This is a genomic window from Pseudomonas sp. NFACC25 (assembly GCF_900100935.1).
Taxonomy (GTDB): Bacteria; Pseudomonadota; Gammaproteobacteria; order Pseudomonadales; family Pseudomonadaceae; genus Aquipseudomonas; species Aquipseudomonas marginalis.
Map to the genome: position 1 here is coordinate 1 of NZ_FMUC01000014.1, position 16,771 is coordinate 16,771.

Consider the following 16,771-nt stretch of genomic DNA (forward strand, 5'->3'; position numbering starts at 1 on the left):
GGCTCAGCAATCGTTGGTTACATCTTTGATTTCTCGCGGAGTAACTTGTGATGCTGATAATCTTGTTGACTATCAGTCTGACTCCACAAGCACCCACACGAATTGCTTGATTCAGTTGTTAAAGAGCGGTTGGTTAAGAGCTTTCGTCTCAACCGAGGCGCGCATTCTACAGCAGCCTCATTTGCTGTCAAGTGATTATTTTCAGAAGCTTTCGAAGATTTCTTCAACAACTTCAACCACTTGCGCTTCCGATCTCTCGTCAGCGGGAGGCGAATAATACAGCGTTACACGCTGCTGTCAACACCTCTTTTTCTCCGCTTTCGACCGAGAAGATCGAATCGTTAATAGCGCCAAACAACACGACTCTACCAACTCCTTCTGGTCTTCGATGAACTGAAGCAATCCGCTGCCTTATTCCGCATAACTCTTTGTTTACCAAGGAGTTTTACGTTTCGACTGCGCCGGAAGTGGGGCGAATTATAGACGTCCAGGATCTGCCGTCAACCTTCTTTTTCATCTTTCTGTCATATAAGTCAAAAACGCCCAAAAACGCAAAAGCCGGCCCCAAGGAGCCGGCCTTCTGCTTACTGAGCCTTACAGACTAGGGAAAGCGAATTGCGACGCTTCATGGCTGGCCCGTTGCGGCCAACGCTGGGTGATCGCCTTGCGGCGGGTGTAGAAACGCACCCCATCCGGCCCATAGGCGTGCAAGTCGCCGAACAACGAACGCTTCCAGCCACCAAAGCTGTGATACGCCACCGGTACTGGCAATGGAACATTCACACCGACCATACCCACTTCAATTTCGTCACAGAACAGACGCGCCGCTTCACCGTCACGGGTGAAGATGCACGTACCGTTGCCATACTCGTGATCGTTGATCAGTTGCATCGCCGCTTCCAGGCTGCTCACCCGGACCACGCACAATACCGGCCCGAAGATCTCTTCCTTATAGATGCGCATCTCCGGCGTCACACGGTCGAACAAACTGCCCCCCAGGAAGAAGCCGTCTTCATTCCCGGCAATACTCAGTCCACGACCATCAACCACCAACTCCGCACCAGACGCAACACCGTCTTCTATATAGCCGCTGACCTTATCCCGCGCCTGGCCCGTCACCAATGGCCCCATATCCAGCCCACAGGTAGTGCCCGCACCGATCTTCAGCGCCTTGATCTGCGGCACCAGCTTGGCGATCAACGCATCCGCCACCTGATCACCGACGCACACCGCCACCGAGATCGCCATGCAGCGTTCGCCGCAGGAACCATAGGCCGCGCCCATCAAAGCACTGACCGCGTTATCCAGGTCAGCATCCGGCATCAGCACCGCATGGTTCTTCGCCCCACCCAACGCCTGTACGCGCTTACCACGCTTGGTCGCTTCGGAATAGATGTACTCGGCAATCGGCGTCGACCCCACAAAACTCAGGGCCCTGACTTCCGGCGCCTCGATCAACGCATCCACCGCGCCCTTGTCGCCGTGCACAACACTCAGCACACCTTTGGGAAGACCGGCCTCCTGCAGCAGTTGCGCGATCAACAGCGTCGAACTCGGATCACGCTCCGAAGGCTTGAGGATGAAACAGTTACCGCAAACAATCGCCAGCGGATACATCCACAGCGGCACCATCGCCGGGAAGTTGAATGGGGTAATACCCGCCACCACACCCAACGGCTGGAAATCAGACCAGGCATCGATATTCGGCCCAACATTGCGGCTGTACTCGCCCTTGAGAATCTCCGGCGCCGAGCACGCATACTCCACGTTCTCGATCCCGCGCTTGAGTTCGCCGGCGGCGTCTTCCAGCGTCTTGCCGTGCTCTTCACTGATCAGCTGCGAGATGCGCGCTTCGTTCTGCTCCAGCAATTGCTTGAACCGGAACATGACCTGGGCGCGCTTGGCCGCCGGCGTGCTGCGCCAAGCCGGAAAGGCCGCCTTGGCCGAGTCGATAGCACGTTGAATGGTTTCGCGGCTGGCCAGTGGCACCTGGTGAATCACCTGGCCGGTTGACGGGTTATACACATCGGCAGTACGGCCGGACTCACTGACCAACTCACCGTTGATCAAATGCTGGATAAGGCTCATGCAGGGCTCCTGAAAAGTTGTTCTATATAGAAGGAGAAATCAGTCGATCTTGTTCAGCACTTCGCCGACCGCATCGAACAGACGATCCAGGTCCTGCGGTTTGCTGTTGAAGGTTGGCCCGAACTGCAGCGTGTCACCGCCAAAGCGCACATAGAATCCCGCTTTCCACAGAGCCATGCCGGCCTCGAATGGACGCACGATGGCATCACCGTCACGTGGGGCGATCTGGATCGCACCGGCCAGGCCGTAGTTACGGATGTCGATCACGTTCTTGCTGCCCTTCAGGCCGTGCAGCGCATTCTCAAAGTGCGGGGCGACTTCGGCCACGCTCTGCACCAGGTTTTCTTTCTGCAGCAGGTCCAATGCGGCCAGCCCTGCCGCGCAGGCAACCGGATGCGCCGAGTAGGTGTAGCCGTGGGGGAATTCCACAGCGTACTCAGGCGTCGCCTGATTCATGAAAGTCTGATAGATCTCGCTGCTGGCAATCACCGCGCCCATGGGGATCGCGCCGTTGGTGACTTGCTTGGCGATGCACATCAGGTCCGGGGTCACGCCGAAGCTATCAGCGCCAAACATCGAACCGGTACGACCGAAGCCCGTGATCACTTCGTCGAATACCAACAGAATGTTGTGCTGGTCGCAGATCTCACGCAGGCGCTTGAGGTAACCCTGTGGCGGCACCAGCACGCCAGCGGAGCCGGCCATCGGCTCGACAAACACCGCGGCGATGTTCGACGCGTCGTGCAGTTCGATCAGTTTGAGCAACTCATCGGCCAAGGCGATACCGCCCTGCTCCGGCATGCCCCGGGAGAACGCATTGCTCGCCAGCAGGGTATGCGGAAGATGATCAACATCCATCATCGCCTGACCAAACATCTTGCGGTTGCCGTTGACGCCGCCCAGGCTGGTACCGGCGATGTTCACACCGTGATAACCACGGGCGCGACCGATCATCTTGGTCTTGGTGGCCTGGCCCTTCAGGCGCCAGTAGGCACGCACCATCTTCACCGCGGTATCGGCACACTCGGAACCGGAGTCGGTGAAGAACACGTGATTCAGGTTGCCTGGGGTCAAATCGGTAATTTTTTCCGCCAGCTGGAAGGACAGTGGATGGCCGTACTGGAAGCCTGGGGAGTAGTCCAGCGTGCCCAGTTGCTTGGCGACCGCCTCCTGGATTTCCTTGCGCGTATGCCCGGCGCCACAGGTCCACAGGCCCGACAACGAATCGTAGACCTTGCGCCCCTTGTCATCGGTCAACCAGCTGCCTTCGGCGGCCACGATCAGGCGCGGGTCACGCTGAAAGTTACGGTTGGCGGTGTAAGGCATCCAGTGCGCGTCCAACTTCAGTTGGCTGGCCAGGGACGATGGGGCGTTTTCGGGCATGTTCATCAGCAAAACCTCGCAGGGCAACAGGCAGCGTCGGGATTGAAAAAGCGTTGTTGCAGCTAAATTGCCACGGGGATAAAGTCGGTGAAATCCAACTCTTCTAACCTTCAGTCAGGCCTTCACTAAACTATGAGCAGCCGTCGACCCGATCCCCTGGCCCAAGTCAGCGACTTCGATATTCGCCTGCTGCGCATCTTTCGCAGCGTCGTGGAGTGCGGCGGCTTCTCGGCGGCGGAAACCGTGCTCGGCATCGGCCGTTCCGCCATCAGCCAGCAAATGAGCGATCTTGAGCAGCGGCTCGGATTAAGACTTTGCCAACGTGGCCGTGCCGGTTTCTCGCTGACCGAAGAAGGCCGGGAGGTCTACCAATCGGCCCTGCAACTATTAAGCGCCCTGGAAAGTTTCCGCACCGAGGTCAACGGCCTGCACCAGCACTTGCGCGGCGAGTTGATCATCGGCCTCACCGACAACCTGGTGACCCTGCCCCACATGCGCATCACCCACGCCTTGGCACAGTTGAAGGAACGCGGGCCGGACGTACAGATCCAGATCCGCATGATCGCCCCCAATGAGGTCGAACAAGGCGTACTCGACGGCCGCCTGCATGTCGGTGTGGTGCCCCAGGCCAGCGCCCTGTCCGGTCTGGAATACCAGGCGCTGTACAGCGAACGCTCGCTGCTTTACTGCGCGGTTGGCCACCCCCTGTTTTATGCCGACGACAAGCAACTGGGCGACGAGCGCATCGACGCCCAGGACGCCATCGCCCCCACCTTCCGCCTGCCCGCCGAGATCCAGGCCCACTACCAGGCGCTCAACTGCACCGCCAGCGCCTCGGACCGCGAAGGCATGGCATTCCTGATTCTCACCGGTCGCTACATCGGTTACTTGCCCGACCACTACGCCAGCCTATGGGTGCAACAAGGCCGACTGCGCGCGCTGAAACCGGCTACGCGCTTTTACGATTTAAGCCTGGCATCGGTCACGCGCAAAGGCCGTCGCCCTCATTTGGTGCTGGAAAGCTTCCTGGAAAGCCTGGCGGCAACGCGCTAACGCGGGCCTTACGTAAAAAGCTGAGCACCTGGACAGCTTTTTGCAAGGACACGAGGACCTAGAACCATCCGCCTCGAGTTTGCTTGCCATGCCACCAGAATCCTCCAGCCCCAGCGACCTGATCTACGGCCTCAATGACCGCCCCAAACCCGCCCCTGCATTGCTGGCCGCACTGCAACATGTGCTGGCCGCATTCGTCGGCATCATCACGCCACCGCTGATCATCGGCTCCACATTGGGCCTGACCGCACATCTGCCCTACCTGATCAGCATGGCGTTGATGGTGTCCGGTGTCGGCACATTCATTCAGGCCCGTAGGCCATTTGGGATCGGCGCCGGGATGATCTGCCTGCAAGGCACCAGCTTTGCGTTTCTCGGCGCGGTGCTGTCGGCCGGCTTTCTGGTCAAGCAACGCGGCGGCAGTCCGGAAGACATCATGGCGATGATCTTCGGCGTGTGCTTTTTCGGCGCTGCCGTGCAGATCGTTCTCAGCCGCTTTATTGGTCAGCTGCGCCGAGTGATCACCCCGCTGGTGACCGGGATTGTCATTACCCTGATCGGCATCAGCCTGATCAAGGTCGGTATCACCGACCTGGGCGGCGGTTTCAACGCACCGGACTTCGGCGCACCGGCCAACCTTGCGTTGGGCCTGTTCGTGGTGCTGACCATCATCTTGCTCAATCGCTCCAACACACCCTGGGTGCGCCTCTCGGCGATCATCATCGGCCTGGCCCTCGGCAGCCTCGCCGCCTGGTTCAGCGGCAAGCTGGTGCCCCAGGCCCTGGGCGACTTGCCTTTGGTCAGCCTGCCGATCCCGTTTCGATTCGGTTTCAACTTCGACTGGAGCGCCTTCCTGCCGATCGCGCTGATTTATCTGATCAGCAGCATTGAAACCGTCGGCGATCTCACCGCCAACTGCATGATCGCGCGCCAGCCCATCAGCGGCCCTTCCTATATAAGCCGGCTCAAAGGCGGCGTCCTCGGCGATGGCGTCAGCTGCATGATCGCCGCCACGTTCAGCGCCTTCCCCAACACCACTTTTGCCCAGAACAACGGCGTGATCCAACTGACCGGCGTGGCCAGCCGCTACGTCGGCCTGTACATCGGCGTGGTGCTGTTCTGCCTGGGTTTGTTCCCGCTGATCGGTGCCGTGCTGCAACAAATCCCCAAGCCCGTGTTGGGCGGCGCAACCCTGGTGATGTTCGGCAGTGTGGCCGCCGCCGGCGTACGCATCCTCGCCCAGGCACCACTGGACCGTCGCAGCATGCTGATCATCGCCACCTCGTTCGGCGTCGGCCTGGGCATCGCCGCTCAACCGAACCTGCTGCACCTGATGCCGACCCTGGTGCAGAACCTGTTCGACTCGGCCATCACCAGCGGTGGCCTGACCGCGATCGTGTTGTGCCTGTTACTGCCGGAATCCAAGGTGCCCGCTCCTGCCGCAAACCAGGCGCAGGAAAGCGACACCCTGGAACCGCTTTGACGGTTTTATTGCATCGGGACTTGTCTGGGGCTTGAGGGTGGGTTATCTGTGCACACGTCGTCTCTATCGATCAGCACGGAAACCTCCATGAGCCTCGAAGTTCCTGCCCACAGCAACCACGCCGGTAAGCCCGCCAGCCGCATTCGGCAAAAGAACGAACAAGCGATTCTCCAGGCTGCTGAAGATGAGTTCGCGCGCCATGGCTACAAGGGCACCAGCATGAACACCATCGCTGCCAGCGCCGGGCTGCCCAAGGCCAACTTGCACTACTACTTCACCAACAAGCTGGGCCTGTATATCGCGGTGCTCAGCAATATCCTCGAACTGTGGGACAGCACCTTCAACACGCTGACCGCCGAGGACGACCCGGCCGTGGCCCTCTCCCGCTACATCCGCACCAAGATGGAGTTTTCGCGGCGCCAGCCCCAGGCCTCGCGGATCTTCGCCATGGAGATCATCAGCGGCGGCGAATGCCTGACCGAATATTTCAGCCAGGACTACCGCGCCTGGTTCAGTGGTCGGGCGGCGGTGTTCCAGGCCTGGATCGACGCCGGCAAGATGGACCCCATCGACCCCGTGCACCTGATCTTCCTGTTGTGGGGCAGCACTCAGCACTATGCCGACTTCGCCACCCAGATCTGCCGCGTCACCGGTCGCACCAAGCTGACCAAGCAGGATATGGAAGACGCCGGCACCAACCTGATCCACATCATTCTCAAGGGCTGCGGCATCAAGCCGGCCCTCTAGACGAAGCCATCTATGTCTTTCACGCTCACCGGCCTTTGCGAGTTCCGCGAAGAAATTCGCAAAAGCCGCTTCATTACCCTGGCCGCACCGATCACCAGCCCGCAAGAAGCCCAGGCATTTTTCGAGCAGCACAGCGACCTTAACGCCACGCACAACTGCTGGGCCTGGAAGCTGGCCGATCAATACCGCAGCAGTGACGACGGCGAACCCGGCGGGACCGCAGGGCGGCCGATCCTGGCGGCCATCGAGGCCCAAGGTTTCGATCAGGTCGCGGTGCTGGTGATTCGCTGGTATGGCGGCATACAACTCGGTACCGGCGGCCTGGCCCGCGCCTATGGCGGCGGTGCGAACAAGTGCCTGCAAAATGCCGAGCGCATCGAACTGATCAGCCGCGTGCCGCTGAGTTGCGCCTGCGGATTCTCCGAGCTGAACCTGGTCAAATTGCGAGTCGCCGAGTTGGGCGGGCTGGTGCTGGAAGAAACCTTCACCGCCAATGGCGTGGAGTTACAACTGGCCCTGGGCGAAGCCCACATCGACACCCTGCAAACCCAGCTCGCCGACCTGAGCCGTGGGCGCATCCTGCTGCAACGCTGAAACTGCTAATGTTGTCCGCTGAACACCCTGAACCGCGACTTTTAAAGGAAGCCTTCATGTCTACGCCAAAAACCGCACTGATCATCGGCGCCTCACGCGGCCTGGGCCTCGGCCTGGTCAAGCAATTGCTCCAGGACGGCTGGGACGTGACCGCCACCGTGCGTGACCCGAACAAGGCCGATGCCCTGAAAGCCGTGGGCCCGGTGCAGATCGAGAAACTCGACATGGACGATCAGCAAGCCGTGATCGCCTTGGCCCAACGCCTCAAGGAGCGCACCTTCGACCTGCTGTTCGTCAACGCAGGCGTCAAGGGCCCGGCCAATCAAGAACCTGGCCATGCCACCCTGGCGGAAGTCGGCCAGCTGTTCTTCACCAACGCTGTGGCGCCGATCAACCTGGCCCAGCGCTTTGTCGGGCAGATCCGCAAGGACAGCGGCGTGCTGGCGTTCATGAGTTCAGTACTGGGCAGCGTGACCATCCCCGATGGCTCGGACCTGGCGCTGTACAAGGCCAGCAAGGCCGCACTCAACTCCATGACCAACAGCTTCATTACCCAACTGGGCGATCACAAACTTACCGTGCTGTCGCTGCACCCGGGCTGGGTGAAGACCGACATGGGCGGCGAAAACGCGCACATCGATGTCGACACCAGCGTGCGCGGCCTGGTGGACCAGGTGAACGCCTACACCGGCAAGGGCGGCCATCACTTCGTGGACTACAAGGGCGACACCATCGCCTGGTAAACCCCGCTGATCGAGATGTGGGAGCAAGCCCCCTCCCACACTGATCGCGTTCGTTTTCCTACAGGTAGACCCGATCTCGAACTACACGTAATCTACCCACCTCGCCCTCACCGGCGACCCTGGATCAGCAGACAGGGCATCACTGAGCTGGCAAACCTGAACCCATCATTCAGAGGAGCCGGCCAATGCCTGCGACCCGTATCTGGTTAAAAAACCCCCTCGCGATTTTCACCGCCAACAGCCTCGACGCCCGTGGCGGCCTGGTGCTGCAAGACGGTGTGATCGCCGAAGTGCTGGCACAGGGTCAGCAACCCGCACAGCCCTGCGCCCAAGCGTTCGATGCGCGTGAGCATGTGGTCATGCCCGGGCTGATCAACACCCACCATCACTTCTATCAGACCCTGACCCGCGCCTGGGCGCCGGTAGTCAATCAGCCGTTGTTTCCCTGGTTGAAAACCCTGTACCCGGTCTGGGCACGACTGACTCCGGAAAAACTCGCCCTGGCGTCGAAGGTGGCGCTCGCGGAGTTGCTGCTCTCGGGCTGCACCACGGCGGCAGACCATCACTATCTGTTCCCCGATGGCCTGGAAAACGCCATCGATGTACAAGTCGACAGCGTGCGCGAACTGGGTATGCGCGCCATGCTCACCCGCGGCTCCATGAGCCTGGGCGAAGCCGACGGCGGCCTGCCACCGCAACAGACCGTGCAACAGGGCCAGGTCATCCTTGACGACAGCCAGCGCCTGATCCGCGAATACCATCAACGCGGCGACGGCGCGTACATCCAGATTGCCCTGGCGCCCTGCTCACCGTTTTCCGTCACCCCGCAAATCATGCAAGCCAGCGCCGAACTGGCCAACAGCCTGGATGTGCGCCTGCACACCCACTTGGCCGAAACCCTCGACGAAGAAGATTTCTGCCTGCAGCGCTTCGGCCTGCGCACGGTGGATTACCTGGACAGCGTCGGCTGGCTCGGCCCGCGCACCTGGCTGGCCCATGGCATTCACTTCAACCCGGATGAAATTGCGCGCCTGGGCGCCGCCGGTACGGGCATCTGTCATTGCCCAAGCTCAAATATGCGCCTGGCCTCCGGCATCTGCCCGACCCTGGACCTGATCGCTGCCGGCGCCCCCATCGGCCTGGGTGTGGACGGCTCTGCCTCCAACGATGCGTCGAACATGATCCTCGAAACCCGCCAGGCCCTGTACATCCAGCGCCTGCGTTACGGCGCCGAAAAGATCACCCCCGAAGGCGTGCTGGGTTGGGCGACCAAGGGGTCGGCGCAGCTACTGGGGCGTACGGATATCGGTGAACTGGCCGTAGGCAAACAGGCTGACCTGGCACTGTTCAAACTGGATGAACTGCGTTTCTCCGGCAGCCATGATCCGATCTCCGCATTGCTGCTGTGCGGCGCGGATCGGGCGGACCGGGTGATGATCGGCGGCAAATGGCGGGTTATCAACGGACAGGTGGAAGGCCTGGACCTGAAAGGCTTGATCGCCGATCACAGCCAGGCGGCACGGCGGCTAATCGCCGGAACCTAAACCAGACACCGCTCGACATGTGGGAGGGCAATCGCCTTCCCACTTGAAGTGCACGGTGCTTACAAGCCCAACAGCGACAACATGATAAAGGTCGCAAACAACACAAAATGGGTCATCCCTTCGATGGCATTGGTTTCGCCATCGTTGAGGTTGATCGCACTGACGATCAGCGTGATAAACACCATCACCGTTTGCACCGGCGTCATCGCCATCTGGAACGGCTGGCCGGTATAGAGCGCCATGGCTTCCATCACCGGCACCGTCAGGATCACCGTCGACAACGACGCGCCCAGCGCGATGTTCACCACCGACTGCATGCGGTTGGCCAATGCGGCGCGCAAGGCCGTCAGAATCTCCGGTGCCGCCGAAATAGCCGCCACCACGATCGCCGTGATCACCGGCGGTGCGCCCGTGCCTTCCAAGCCCAGGTCGAGGGTCTTGGACATCACCTCGGCCAGCGCGCCAATCACAATCACGCCAAACACCAGGGTACCGATGGAGAACGCCAGGTTCACCGGCGGCGACTCTTGTTCCTCCGGCAGCTTCTTGCGACGCTTTTCCGGGTAGCTGTAGCTGAAGAAATAACTGTGGGGCCCTACCTGCATGCGCAGGAACAAGGTGTAGAGCACCACCATCGCGCCGATGGTGAAGGCCGAGTAAATTTTCCAGTCGGCTTCGGGGATAAATTCCGGCACCACCATCGACACGCCCATGGCGGTCAGGATCATTACGCTGTAGGTCCGCGCCGAATCATCATTGTAGGACTGTTCGCCATGCTTGATGCCGCCCATCAACGCTGCCAGGCCGAGGATGCCGTTGATATCGAGCATCACCGCCGAATAGATGGTGTCCCGCACCAAGGTGGGTGATGGCTCGTTGCTCATCATGATCGCCAGGATCACCACCTCCACCAGCACTGCGGCGAGAGTCAGGATCATAGTGCCGTAGGGATCGCCGACCTTTTCCGCCAGTTGCTCGGCATGGTGGGCCACGCGCATCGACGCCACGACGATAAAACCGATCAACACCACGCCGGCCAACAGTGCCACGATTTGCCCGCTGTGCAGCATCCAGTGCTCCAGCGGGTAGGCGGCGATGGCGGCAATCAGCGCCAGCAGCATGAATTTTTCTTGCTTGAGGGATGTGAGCATTCCGGGCCTTTTAGTACGGCAAATCAGTCATTGATGGGGTACAGACTGCGCCAAGCCGCTAACGTTTCGTTACACCTTAGTTCACACAGCCCTTGCGTGAATAAATCGAATACTCTCCTGCTGGTCAGGTTTTGCCGATTATTTCAGCCATGGCCTGTAGAATGCCGCCATTGCACCTGATGAGAATTTAGAAAATGTACGATTGGCTCAACGCCCTGCCCAAGGCTGAATTGCACCTGCACCTGGAGGGCTCGCTGGAGCCTGAGCTGCTGTTCGCCCTGGCCGAGCGCAACAAGATCGCGCTGCCGTGGAACGACGTGGAAACCCTGCGCAAGGCCTATGCCTTCAACAACCTGCAAGAGTTTCTCGACCTCTATTACAAGGGCGCCGATGTGCTGCGCACCTCCCAGGATTTCTACGACCTGACCTGGGCCTACCTGCTGCGCTGCAAAGCCCAGAACGTGATCCACACCGAGCCCTTCTTCGACCCGCAAACCCACACCGACCGTGGCATACCGTTCGAAGTGGTGCTCAACGGCATCGCCGCGGCGCTCAAAGATGGCGAACAGCAGCTGGGCATCACCAGCGGCTTGATCCTCAGTTTCCTGCGCCACCTGAGCGAAGCCGAAGCCGAGAAAACCCTCGACCAGGCGCTGCCGTTCCGCGATGCGTTTGTGGCCGTGGGCCTGGACAGTTCGGAAATGGGTCATCCGCCGAGCAAGTTCCAGCGAGTGTTCGACCGTGCCCGCCACGAAGGCTTCCTCACCGTCGCCCACGCCGGTGAGGAAGGCCCGCCCGAGTACATCTGGGAAGCGATCGACCTGCTGAAAATCCAGCGGATCGACCATGGCGTACGCGCCATCGAAGACGAGCGCCTGATGCAGCGCATCATCGATGAGCAGATCCCGTTGACCGTCTGCCCGCTGTCCAACACCAAACTTTGCGTGTTCGACGACATGGCCCAGCACAACATCCTCGACATGCTCGAGCGTGGCGTGAAGGTCACGGTGAACTCGGATGACCCGGCGTACTTCGGCGGTTATGTCACCGAAAACTTCCACGCGCTGTACACCTCGCTGGGCATGACCCAGGACCAGGCCAAACGCCTGGCGCAGAACAGCCTGGATGCGCGCCTGGTAAAACCCTGACTGCACGCAAAGTCATCATCGCCAGGTCCATGGAATCAAAAAGGCCAGGGCGATGATGGCAAACCCTCAAGGCTAAGGTTGTTCGGACATGGCCAATCGGGCGATTTCTGCCAGCCCGTTGTCGCTGAGCTGCACCGCCTGGGACTCATTGACCAGGCTGATCCAGTTCGATTGCAGGAACAACTGCAACAGCCCCGCACCCAGCGCGCCGCCCAGATGCGGTTGCCGCTGGCTCCAATCGAAGCAGTCGCATACCAGTGGCGACGCCAGCGCCTGGGTATAAATACCCAGGCCCGCCAGGTGCTGTGCGCCCTTGATCGTCACCTCAATGCGTTGCTCATGACGCTCGATCCACCCCGCCGCCAACATCCGCTCATGCAGCTGCGCCGCCACTTCGCCGCCGAGGTGGCCCTGGCACATCCGCGCATGTCGCAACAATGGCGGCGCCACCAACACCGGCGGTGAAGCATGTGGCGCACTACGTGCGGCGCTGGCCAGGGTCGTACTGGCCAAGGCATCGATGGCGACGCTGACATCGGCAGCCGCCACGCGGAACAGTCGCTTGCCACGCCGGCCCTCGGTACGCAGCAAACCACTCCCCGTCAGCCGTGCCAGATGGGCATTGGCCGAGGCGGGTGACAGCCCGGCAAGCGTTGCCAATTCCTCCGAGGACTTGGCCGAGCCGTCCATCAGGGACCAGAGCATGGCGGTGCGTTTGGGTTCGGCGAGCAAGCTGGCGATCTGACTGATGCATGGTGCCTCTTCCATCGATTCACTCCCTGTCGAATTATTTTTCTGCTGCGGTGGGCGCCAAAGTATAGGTGCGTAAACCAGCGGTTCCGCGGCGTCTGACAGCATGAATAGGGACAGGAGCTGAGTGAAATTTCCTTGTGTGATGGAGGCTGTTACGGCGTACCCAATCGCTCCGGCAATTGAGCGGTCAATGTCGCACAGCGCGACACGAGCATTTCCCGCAACAGGTTGATGGGTTTGCTCAACTGGGCCCGATGGGCGCACAGCAAATTGAGCGGTGTGCGCTCGCCACGCAACTCAGGCAAGACCAGGCGCAAGCGCCCGGCCAGCACATCGGTGCTCACATCCAGCCAGGATTTGTAGGCAATGCCCACGCCCGCCACCGCCCAGCGGCGCACCACATCGGCATCGTCGCTGAAGCGATCACCACCGACCGTGAGGCTGACTTCGCGTTTGCCATCGTGAAAGCTCCAGTGGTCATGCACTCGGCTGCCAAGCATGTAAAGCAAGCAATTGTGCTGGGCCAATTGCTCCAGCTGTCGCGGCTCGCCATAACGCGCGAGATAGCTGGGGGCTGCGCACAACACGCGAACGTTGTGCGGCGCGACGGGCAGGGCGACCAGGCTGGAGTCTTCGGGCTCGCCATAGCGCAGGGCAATGTCCACCGGCTGGCGGAACAGGTCGGCAATCCGATCGCCCAGCAGCAGGCGCACGGTGAGTTGCGGGTACTCGAGCTGAAATTCGTCCAGCCAGGGCAGTAATTGGTTACGACCGAAATCCGAGGGCGCCGAGAGTTGCAACACCCCACTGACATGGTCCTGGCCACTGGCCAATAAGCGCCGTCCTTCGTCCAGGGCGCTCAGCGCAGCGCGGGCATATTGCAGGAAGCCTTCACCTTCGGCGGTCAGGCGCAGGCTGCGGGTGGAGCGCGCCAGCAAACGCGTGCCCAGCTGCTGTTCGATACGCTTGAGCGCCGCGCTGGCCACGGCGGGCGACAGGTCCATCACCCGCGCCGCCGCCGACAAACTGCCCAGGTCCGCGGCGCGTACAAACAACTGCAAATCATCAAAACGCAGCATTAAACCACCCATTATCAAAATATTATTGAAACAGAGTGCTGTTTTAGCCGCTTTTATCTTGCAGGGAAATGGCCAATCATCTGCCCATCCCGTTATCACGTGTCTGGAGTTGAATATGTCCACAGCCTTTAACGTCATCGCCACGCTGATCGCCAAACCTGGCCAACAGGCCACCTTGGAGCCGCTGCTGCGCGACCTGCTGGAACCCACCCGTCTTGAAGCCGGCTGCGAGCAATACGACCTGCACCAGGACCTGCAACACCCTGAGACCTTCTACATGCTCGAACGCTGGAGCGATGACGCCGCACTGGCCGACCACGACCAGAGCGCGCATATCCAACATTTTCGCGCTAAAGCCGCTGATGTCATCGAACACTTCGAACTCAAGCGCCTGAAGTTTCTCGCCTGATCACCGCCTTTTTCCGGAGCCCCCATGAAAGCCATTGCCTACTACGCATCACTGCCGATCAACGATGAAAAATCCCTGCAAGACATCCAGCTGCCGGAGCCCGTCGCCGGCCCCCGTGACCTACTGGTAGAAGTCAAAGCCATCTCGGTCAACCCGGTGGACACCAAGGTGCGCCAGAACGTCGCCCCTGAGAACGGCGCGGCCAAAGTGCTGGGCTGGGACGTGGCCGGTGTGGTCAAGGCCGTCGGCAGTGAAGTGAGCCTGTTCAAAGTCGGCGACAAGGTGTTCTACGCCGGTTCCCTGGTCCGCCCGGGCGCTAACAGCGAACTGCACATCGTGGATGAACGCATAGTCGGCCATATGCCCAAGAGCCTGGGCTTTGCCGAAGCCGCCGCGCTGCCGCTGACCGCCATCACCGCCTGGGAGCTGCTGTTCGAACGCCTGCAAGTGCGTGAAGGTAAAGAGGCTGAAGGCCAGAGCCTGCTCATCGTCGGTGCCGCCGGTGGCGTGGGTTCGATCCTGACCCAACTGGCCAGCCAGCTCACCGCCTTGACGGTGATCGGCACCGCGTCGCGCCCGGAAACCCAGGAATGGACCAAGGCACTCGGCGCCGACCTGGTGATCGACCACAGCCAACCGCTGAGCGAAGCGCTGAAACAAGCCGGCCACCCGCAGGTGACCCACGTCGCCAGCCTGACCCAGACCGAGCATCACCTGGACCAACTGGTCGAAGCGCTGCAACCCCAAGGCAAGCTGGCGCTGATCGACGACCCCAAGGCGCTGGACGTGAGCAAACTCAAGCGCAAGAGCCTGTCGCTGCATTGGGAGTTCATGTACACGCGCTCGATGTTCGAGACTCCGGACATGATCGAGCAGCACAACCTGCTCAATCGCGTGGCCGAACTGATCGACGCCGGCATCTTGAAAACGACGGTGGGCGAACACTTCGGTGTAATCAATGCGGCGAACCTGCGCCGTGCCCATGCCCTGCTGGAAAGCGGCAAGGCCAAGGGCAAGATCGTGCTGGAAGGGTTCTGAAGATAACGTCTGTCAGTGTCGTCCGTTATTCGTGTGAGTGATGGACGACACCGCTAGTCAGAGAGTTGATCTTTGTCATATTTGTGAGCGTATTCGGGTTTATATTGGCCGCCTTTGCCACGATTCTTTTACGTGAGGAAGTCAGCAATGAAAATCCTGATAAAAGCGTTAGCAAAATCCCCCGGCAATAAATGGCAGGTTCGCCTCGACGGCGATGCGTTCACCTTCCGCAGCGAGGCCGAGGCCCGCGCCTTCGCCGATACCCTGCAAGCCCGTATCCAGGCTCCTCACCGTTTTCCACTCAGCCAGCAACGCTCCGCCGCTGGCTGACCTGCATTTCAGCCCTGCGCCTGCGTGGCCCTTGCCCGTTGCAGGCGCTGGGTCGACATCGCAATCGTCACCGCCAACACCCCGCACAAGCTGATGACCATCGCCATCGGCATCGCTGTGCCGTCGTGCAGCACGCCCACCAACGAAGCCGCCCCTGCCGCCACGCCAAACTGAATGCAACCGAGCAAGGCCGACGCGCTGCCGGCCCGGGCGCCCTGCCCGCTCATGGCGCAGGCCGAGGTGTTGGGCAGAATGCAGCCCAGGCTGGCGATACAGATGAACAGCGGTACCAGCAACGGCCATAACGCTTCGGTGCGCAAGGCCGCGATGCCCAACAGCGACAGCGCCGCCAGCAGATAGACCCACACCGTGCGCGACAGCAGAAACGCCGGGCCACGCTTGGCCAGCAGCCGCGCATTAACCTGTGCAACCAGGATGAACCCGGCGGCGTTGGAGCCGAACAGCCAGCCGTAATGCTCGGCGGGCACGCCGTAGAGTTTGATAAATACGAACGGGGAGCCGGCGATGTAGGCAAACATCCCGGCAATCGAAATGCCCCCGGTCAGGGCGTAACCGAGGTAGACCCGGTCTGACAACAGCGCGCCGTAGCGGCGCAGCGACCCGGACAAGGGTTGACGCGGCTGATGGGCCGGAAAGGTTTCCGGCAAACCGACCGCCACGGCAATCGCCGCCATCACGCTGAAGATCGACAGCGCGAGGAAAATCGACTGCCAGCCCCATAACCCGACCATCACCCCGCCTGCCAACGGCGCAAGGATCGGCGCCAGGCCGGTCACCAGCATCAGTTGCGAATACACCTTCGCCGAGCCCACCGCATCACATTTGTCACTGACCACGGCGCGGGAAATCACCATGCCCGCGCAACCGCCGAGGGCCTGCACGAAACGTGCGCCAATCAGCCATTCCAGGGACGGCGCATACGCGCAGGCAAAGGACGCCAGGGTAAACAGGGTCACGCCGCTGAGCAGCGGGCCGCGTCGACCAAAGCGGTCTGCCAGTGGGCCGTAGATCAGTTGGCCGATGGCCAGGCCGGCGAAATACACCGCCAGGGTCAACTGGATATGTTTTTCGTCGGTCCCGAAGGCCGTCGCCATGGCAGGAAAGCCCGGCAGGTAGAAATCGATCGCCAGCGGCGCGAAGGCGCTCAAGGCGCCCAGAATCAGGATTATGCGAAGGTTCATCAGGCACCCAAGTGTGTCGGCAGCCC

Annotated in this window: 17 protein-coding genes; 11 read left to right on the plus strand and 6 right to left on the minus strand. The window is 60.8% G+C overall.

What is annotated here, in order from left to right:
- The coding region (locus BLQ09_RS31430; RefSeq protein ID WP_256569110.1) for a hypothetical protein at positions 1-277 on the plus strand (277 nt) is incomplete at its 5' end.
- 317 nt (positions 278-594) lie between these two features.
- On the opposite strand, the gene BLQ09_RS24880 is transcribed toward BLQ09_RS31430, so the two are convergent.
- Both BLQ09_RS24880 and BLQ09_RS24885 read right to left on the minus strand, forming a co-directional pair.
- Entirely contained in the window at positions 595-2,088 is a 1,494-nt protein-coding gene (locus BLQ09_RS24880) for a CoA-acylating methylmalonate-semialdehyde dehydrogenase (protein WP_092358893.1), read from the minus strand.
- Positions 2,089-2,127: 39 nt separating this feature from the next.
- Positions 2,128-3,477, minus strand: coding sequence for an omega-aminotransferase AptA (locus BLQ09_RS24885; RefSeq protein ID WP_027607942.1), 1,350 nt, complete (start codon positions 3,475-3,477; stop codon positions 2,128-2,130).
- A 126-nt stretch (positions 3,478-3,603) separates the two neighbouring features.
- Between BLQ09_RS24885 and BLQ09_RS24890 the strand changes: the two genes are divergently transcribed.
- From BLQ09_RS24890 to BLQ09_RS24915, 6 genes are all read left to right on the plus strand, one after another.
- Positions 3,604-4,524 carry a LysR family transcriptional regulator gene (locus BLQ09_RS24890; protein WP_027607943.1) on the plus strand — a complete coding sequence of 307 codons (921 nt, stop codon included), beginning with the start codon at positions 3,604-3,606 and terminating at the stop codon, positions 4,522-4,524.
- An 88-nt stretch (positions 4,525-4,612) separates the two neighbouring features.
- The gene (locus BLQ09_RS24895) at positions 4,613-6,007 is read left to right on the plus strand and encodes a uracil-xanthine permease family protein (protein ID WP_092358895.1); all 1,395 of its coding nucleotides are present in this window, start codon (positions 4,613-4,615) and stop codon (positions 6,005-6,007) included.
- An 87-nt stretch (positions 6,008-6,094) separates the two neighbouring features.
- The gene (locus BLQ09_RS24900; protein WP_027607945.1) at positions 6,095-6,754 is read left to right on the plus strand and encodes a TetR/AcrR family transcriptional regulator; all 660 of its coding nucleotides are present in this window, start codon (positions 6,095-6,097) and stop codon (positions 6,752-6,754) included.
- A gap of 12 nt (positions 6,755-6,766) precedes the next feature.
- Positions 6,767-7,348: an IMPACT family protein gene (locus tag BLQ09_RS24905; RefSeq protein ID WP_027607946.1), complete on the plus strand. Its 582-nt coding sequence runs from the start codon at positions 6,767-6,769 to the stop codon at positions 7,346-7,348.
- 56 nt (positions 7,349-7,404) lie between these two features.
- Entirely contained in the window at positions 7,405-8,091 is a 687-nt protein-coding gene (locus BLQ09_RS24910; RefSeq protein WP_027607947.1) for an SDR family oxidoreductase, read from the plus strand.
- A 185-nt stretch (positions 8,092-8,276) separates the two neighbouring features.
- On the plus strand, positions 8,277-9,635 hold the full coding sequence (locus BLQ09_RS24915; RefSeq protein WP_092358897.1) for an 8-oxoguanine deaminase: 1,359 nt from the start codon (positions 8,277-8,279) through the stop codon (positions 9,633-9,635).
- Positions 9,636-9,694: 59 nt separating this feature from the next.
- Here the strand turns inward: BLQ09_RS24915 and BLQ09_RS24920 are convergent, their stop codons facing one another.
- Positions 9,695-10,786, minus strand: coding sequence for a calcium:cation antiporter (locus BLQ09_RS24920; protein ID WP_027607949.1), 1,092 nt, complete (start codon positions 10,784-10,786; stop codon positions 9,695-9,697).
- A 194-nt stretch (positions 10,787-10,980) separates the two neighbouring features.
- On the opposite strand from BLQ09_RS24920, the gene BLQ09_RS24925 reads away from it, so the two are divergent.
- Positions 10,981-11,934: an adenosine deaminase gene (locus BLQ09_RS24925; protein WP_027607950.1), complete on the plus strand. Its 954-nt coding sequence runs from the start codon at positions 10,981-10,983 to the stop codon at positions 11,932-11,934.
- A 72-nt stretch (positions 11,935-12,006) separates the two neighbouring features.
- Here the strand turns inward: BLQ09_RS24925 and BLQ09_RS24930 are convergent, their stop codons facing one another.
- The gene (locus BLQ09_RS24930) at positions 12,007-12,702 is read right to left on the minus strand and encodes an ArsR/SmtB family transcription factor (RefSeq protein ID WP_092358899.1); all 696 of its coding nucleotides are present in this window, start codon (positions 12,700-12,702) and stop codon (positions 12,007-12,009) included.
- Between the two features lie 137 nt (positions 12,703-12,839).
- Positions 12,840-13,766: a LysR family transcriptional regulator gene (locus BLQ09_RS24935; protein ID WP_092358901.1), complete on the minus strand. Its 927-nt coding sequence runs from the start codon at positions 13,764-13,766 to the stop codon at positions 12,840-12,842.
- A gap of 115 nt (positions 13,767-13,881) precedes the next feature.
- On the opposite strand from BLQ09_RS24935, the gene BLQ09_RS24940 reads away from it, so the two are divergent.
- The 3 genes from BLQ09_RS24940 to BLQ09_RS24950 all read left to right on the plus strand — a co-directional run bounded on the left by BLQ09_RS24940 (position 13,882) and on the right by BLQ09_RS24950 (position 15,543).
- Entirely contained in the window at positions 13,882-14,175 is a 294-nt protein-coding gene (locus tag BLQ09_RS24940; protein WP_065925529.1) for a putative quinol monooxygenase, read from the plus strand.
- A gap of 24 nt (positions 14,176-14,199) precedes the next feature.
- Positions 14,200-15,213, plus strand: a complete 1,014-nt coding sequence (locus BLQ09_RS24945) for a zinc-binding alcohol dehydrogenase family protein (RefSeq protein WP_092358903.1) — start codon at positions 14,200-14,202, stop codon at positions 15,211-15,213.
- A gap of 147 nt (positions 15,214-15,360) precedes the next feature.
- Positions 15,361-15,543, plus strand: a complete 183-nt coding sequence (locus tag BLQ09_RS24950; RefSeq protein ID WP_027607955.1) for a hypothetical protein — start codon at positions 15,361-15,363, stop codon at positions 15,541-15,543.
- Between the two features lie 8 nt (positions 15,544-15,551).
- Here BLQ09_RS24950 and BLQ09_RS24955 read toward each other — a convergent pair whose 3' ends face one another.
- Complete coding sequence (locus BLQ09_RS24955) at positions 15,552-16,745, minus strand: multidrug effflux MFS transporter (protein ID WP_027607956.1); 1,194 nt, start codon at positions 16,743-16,745, stop codon at positions 15,552-15,554.
- Positions 16,746-16,771 lie beyond the last annotated feature (26 nt).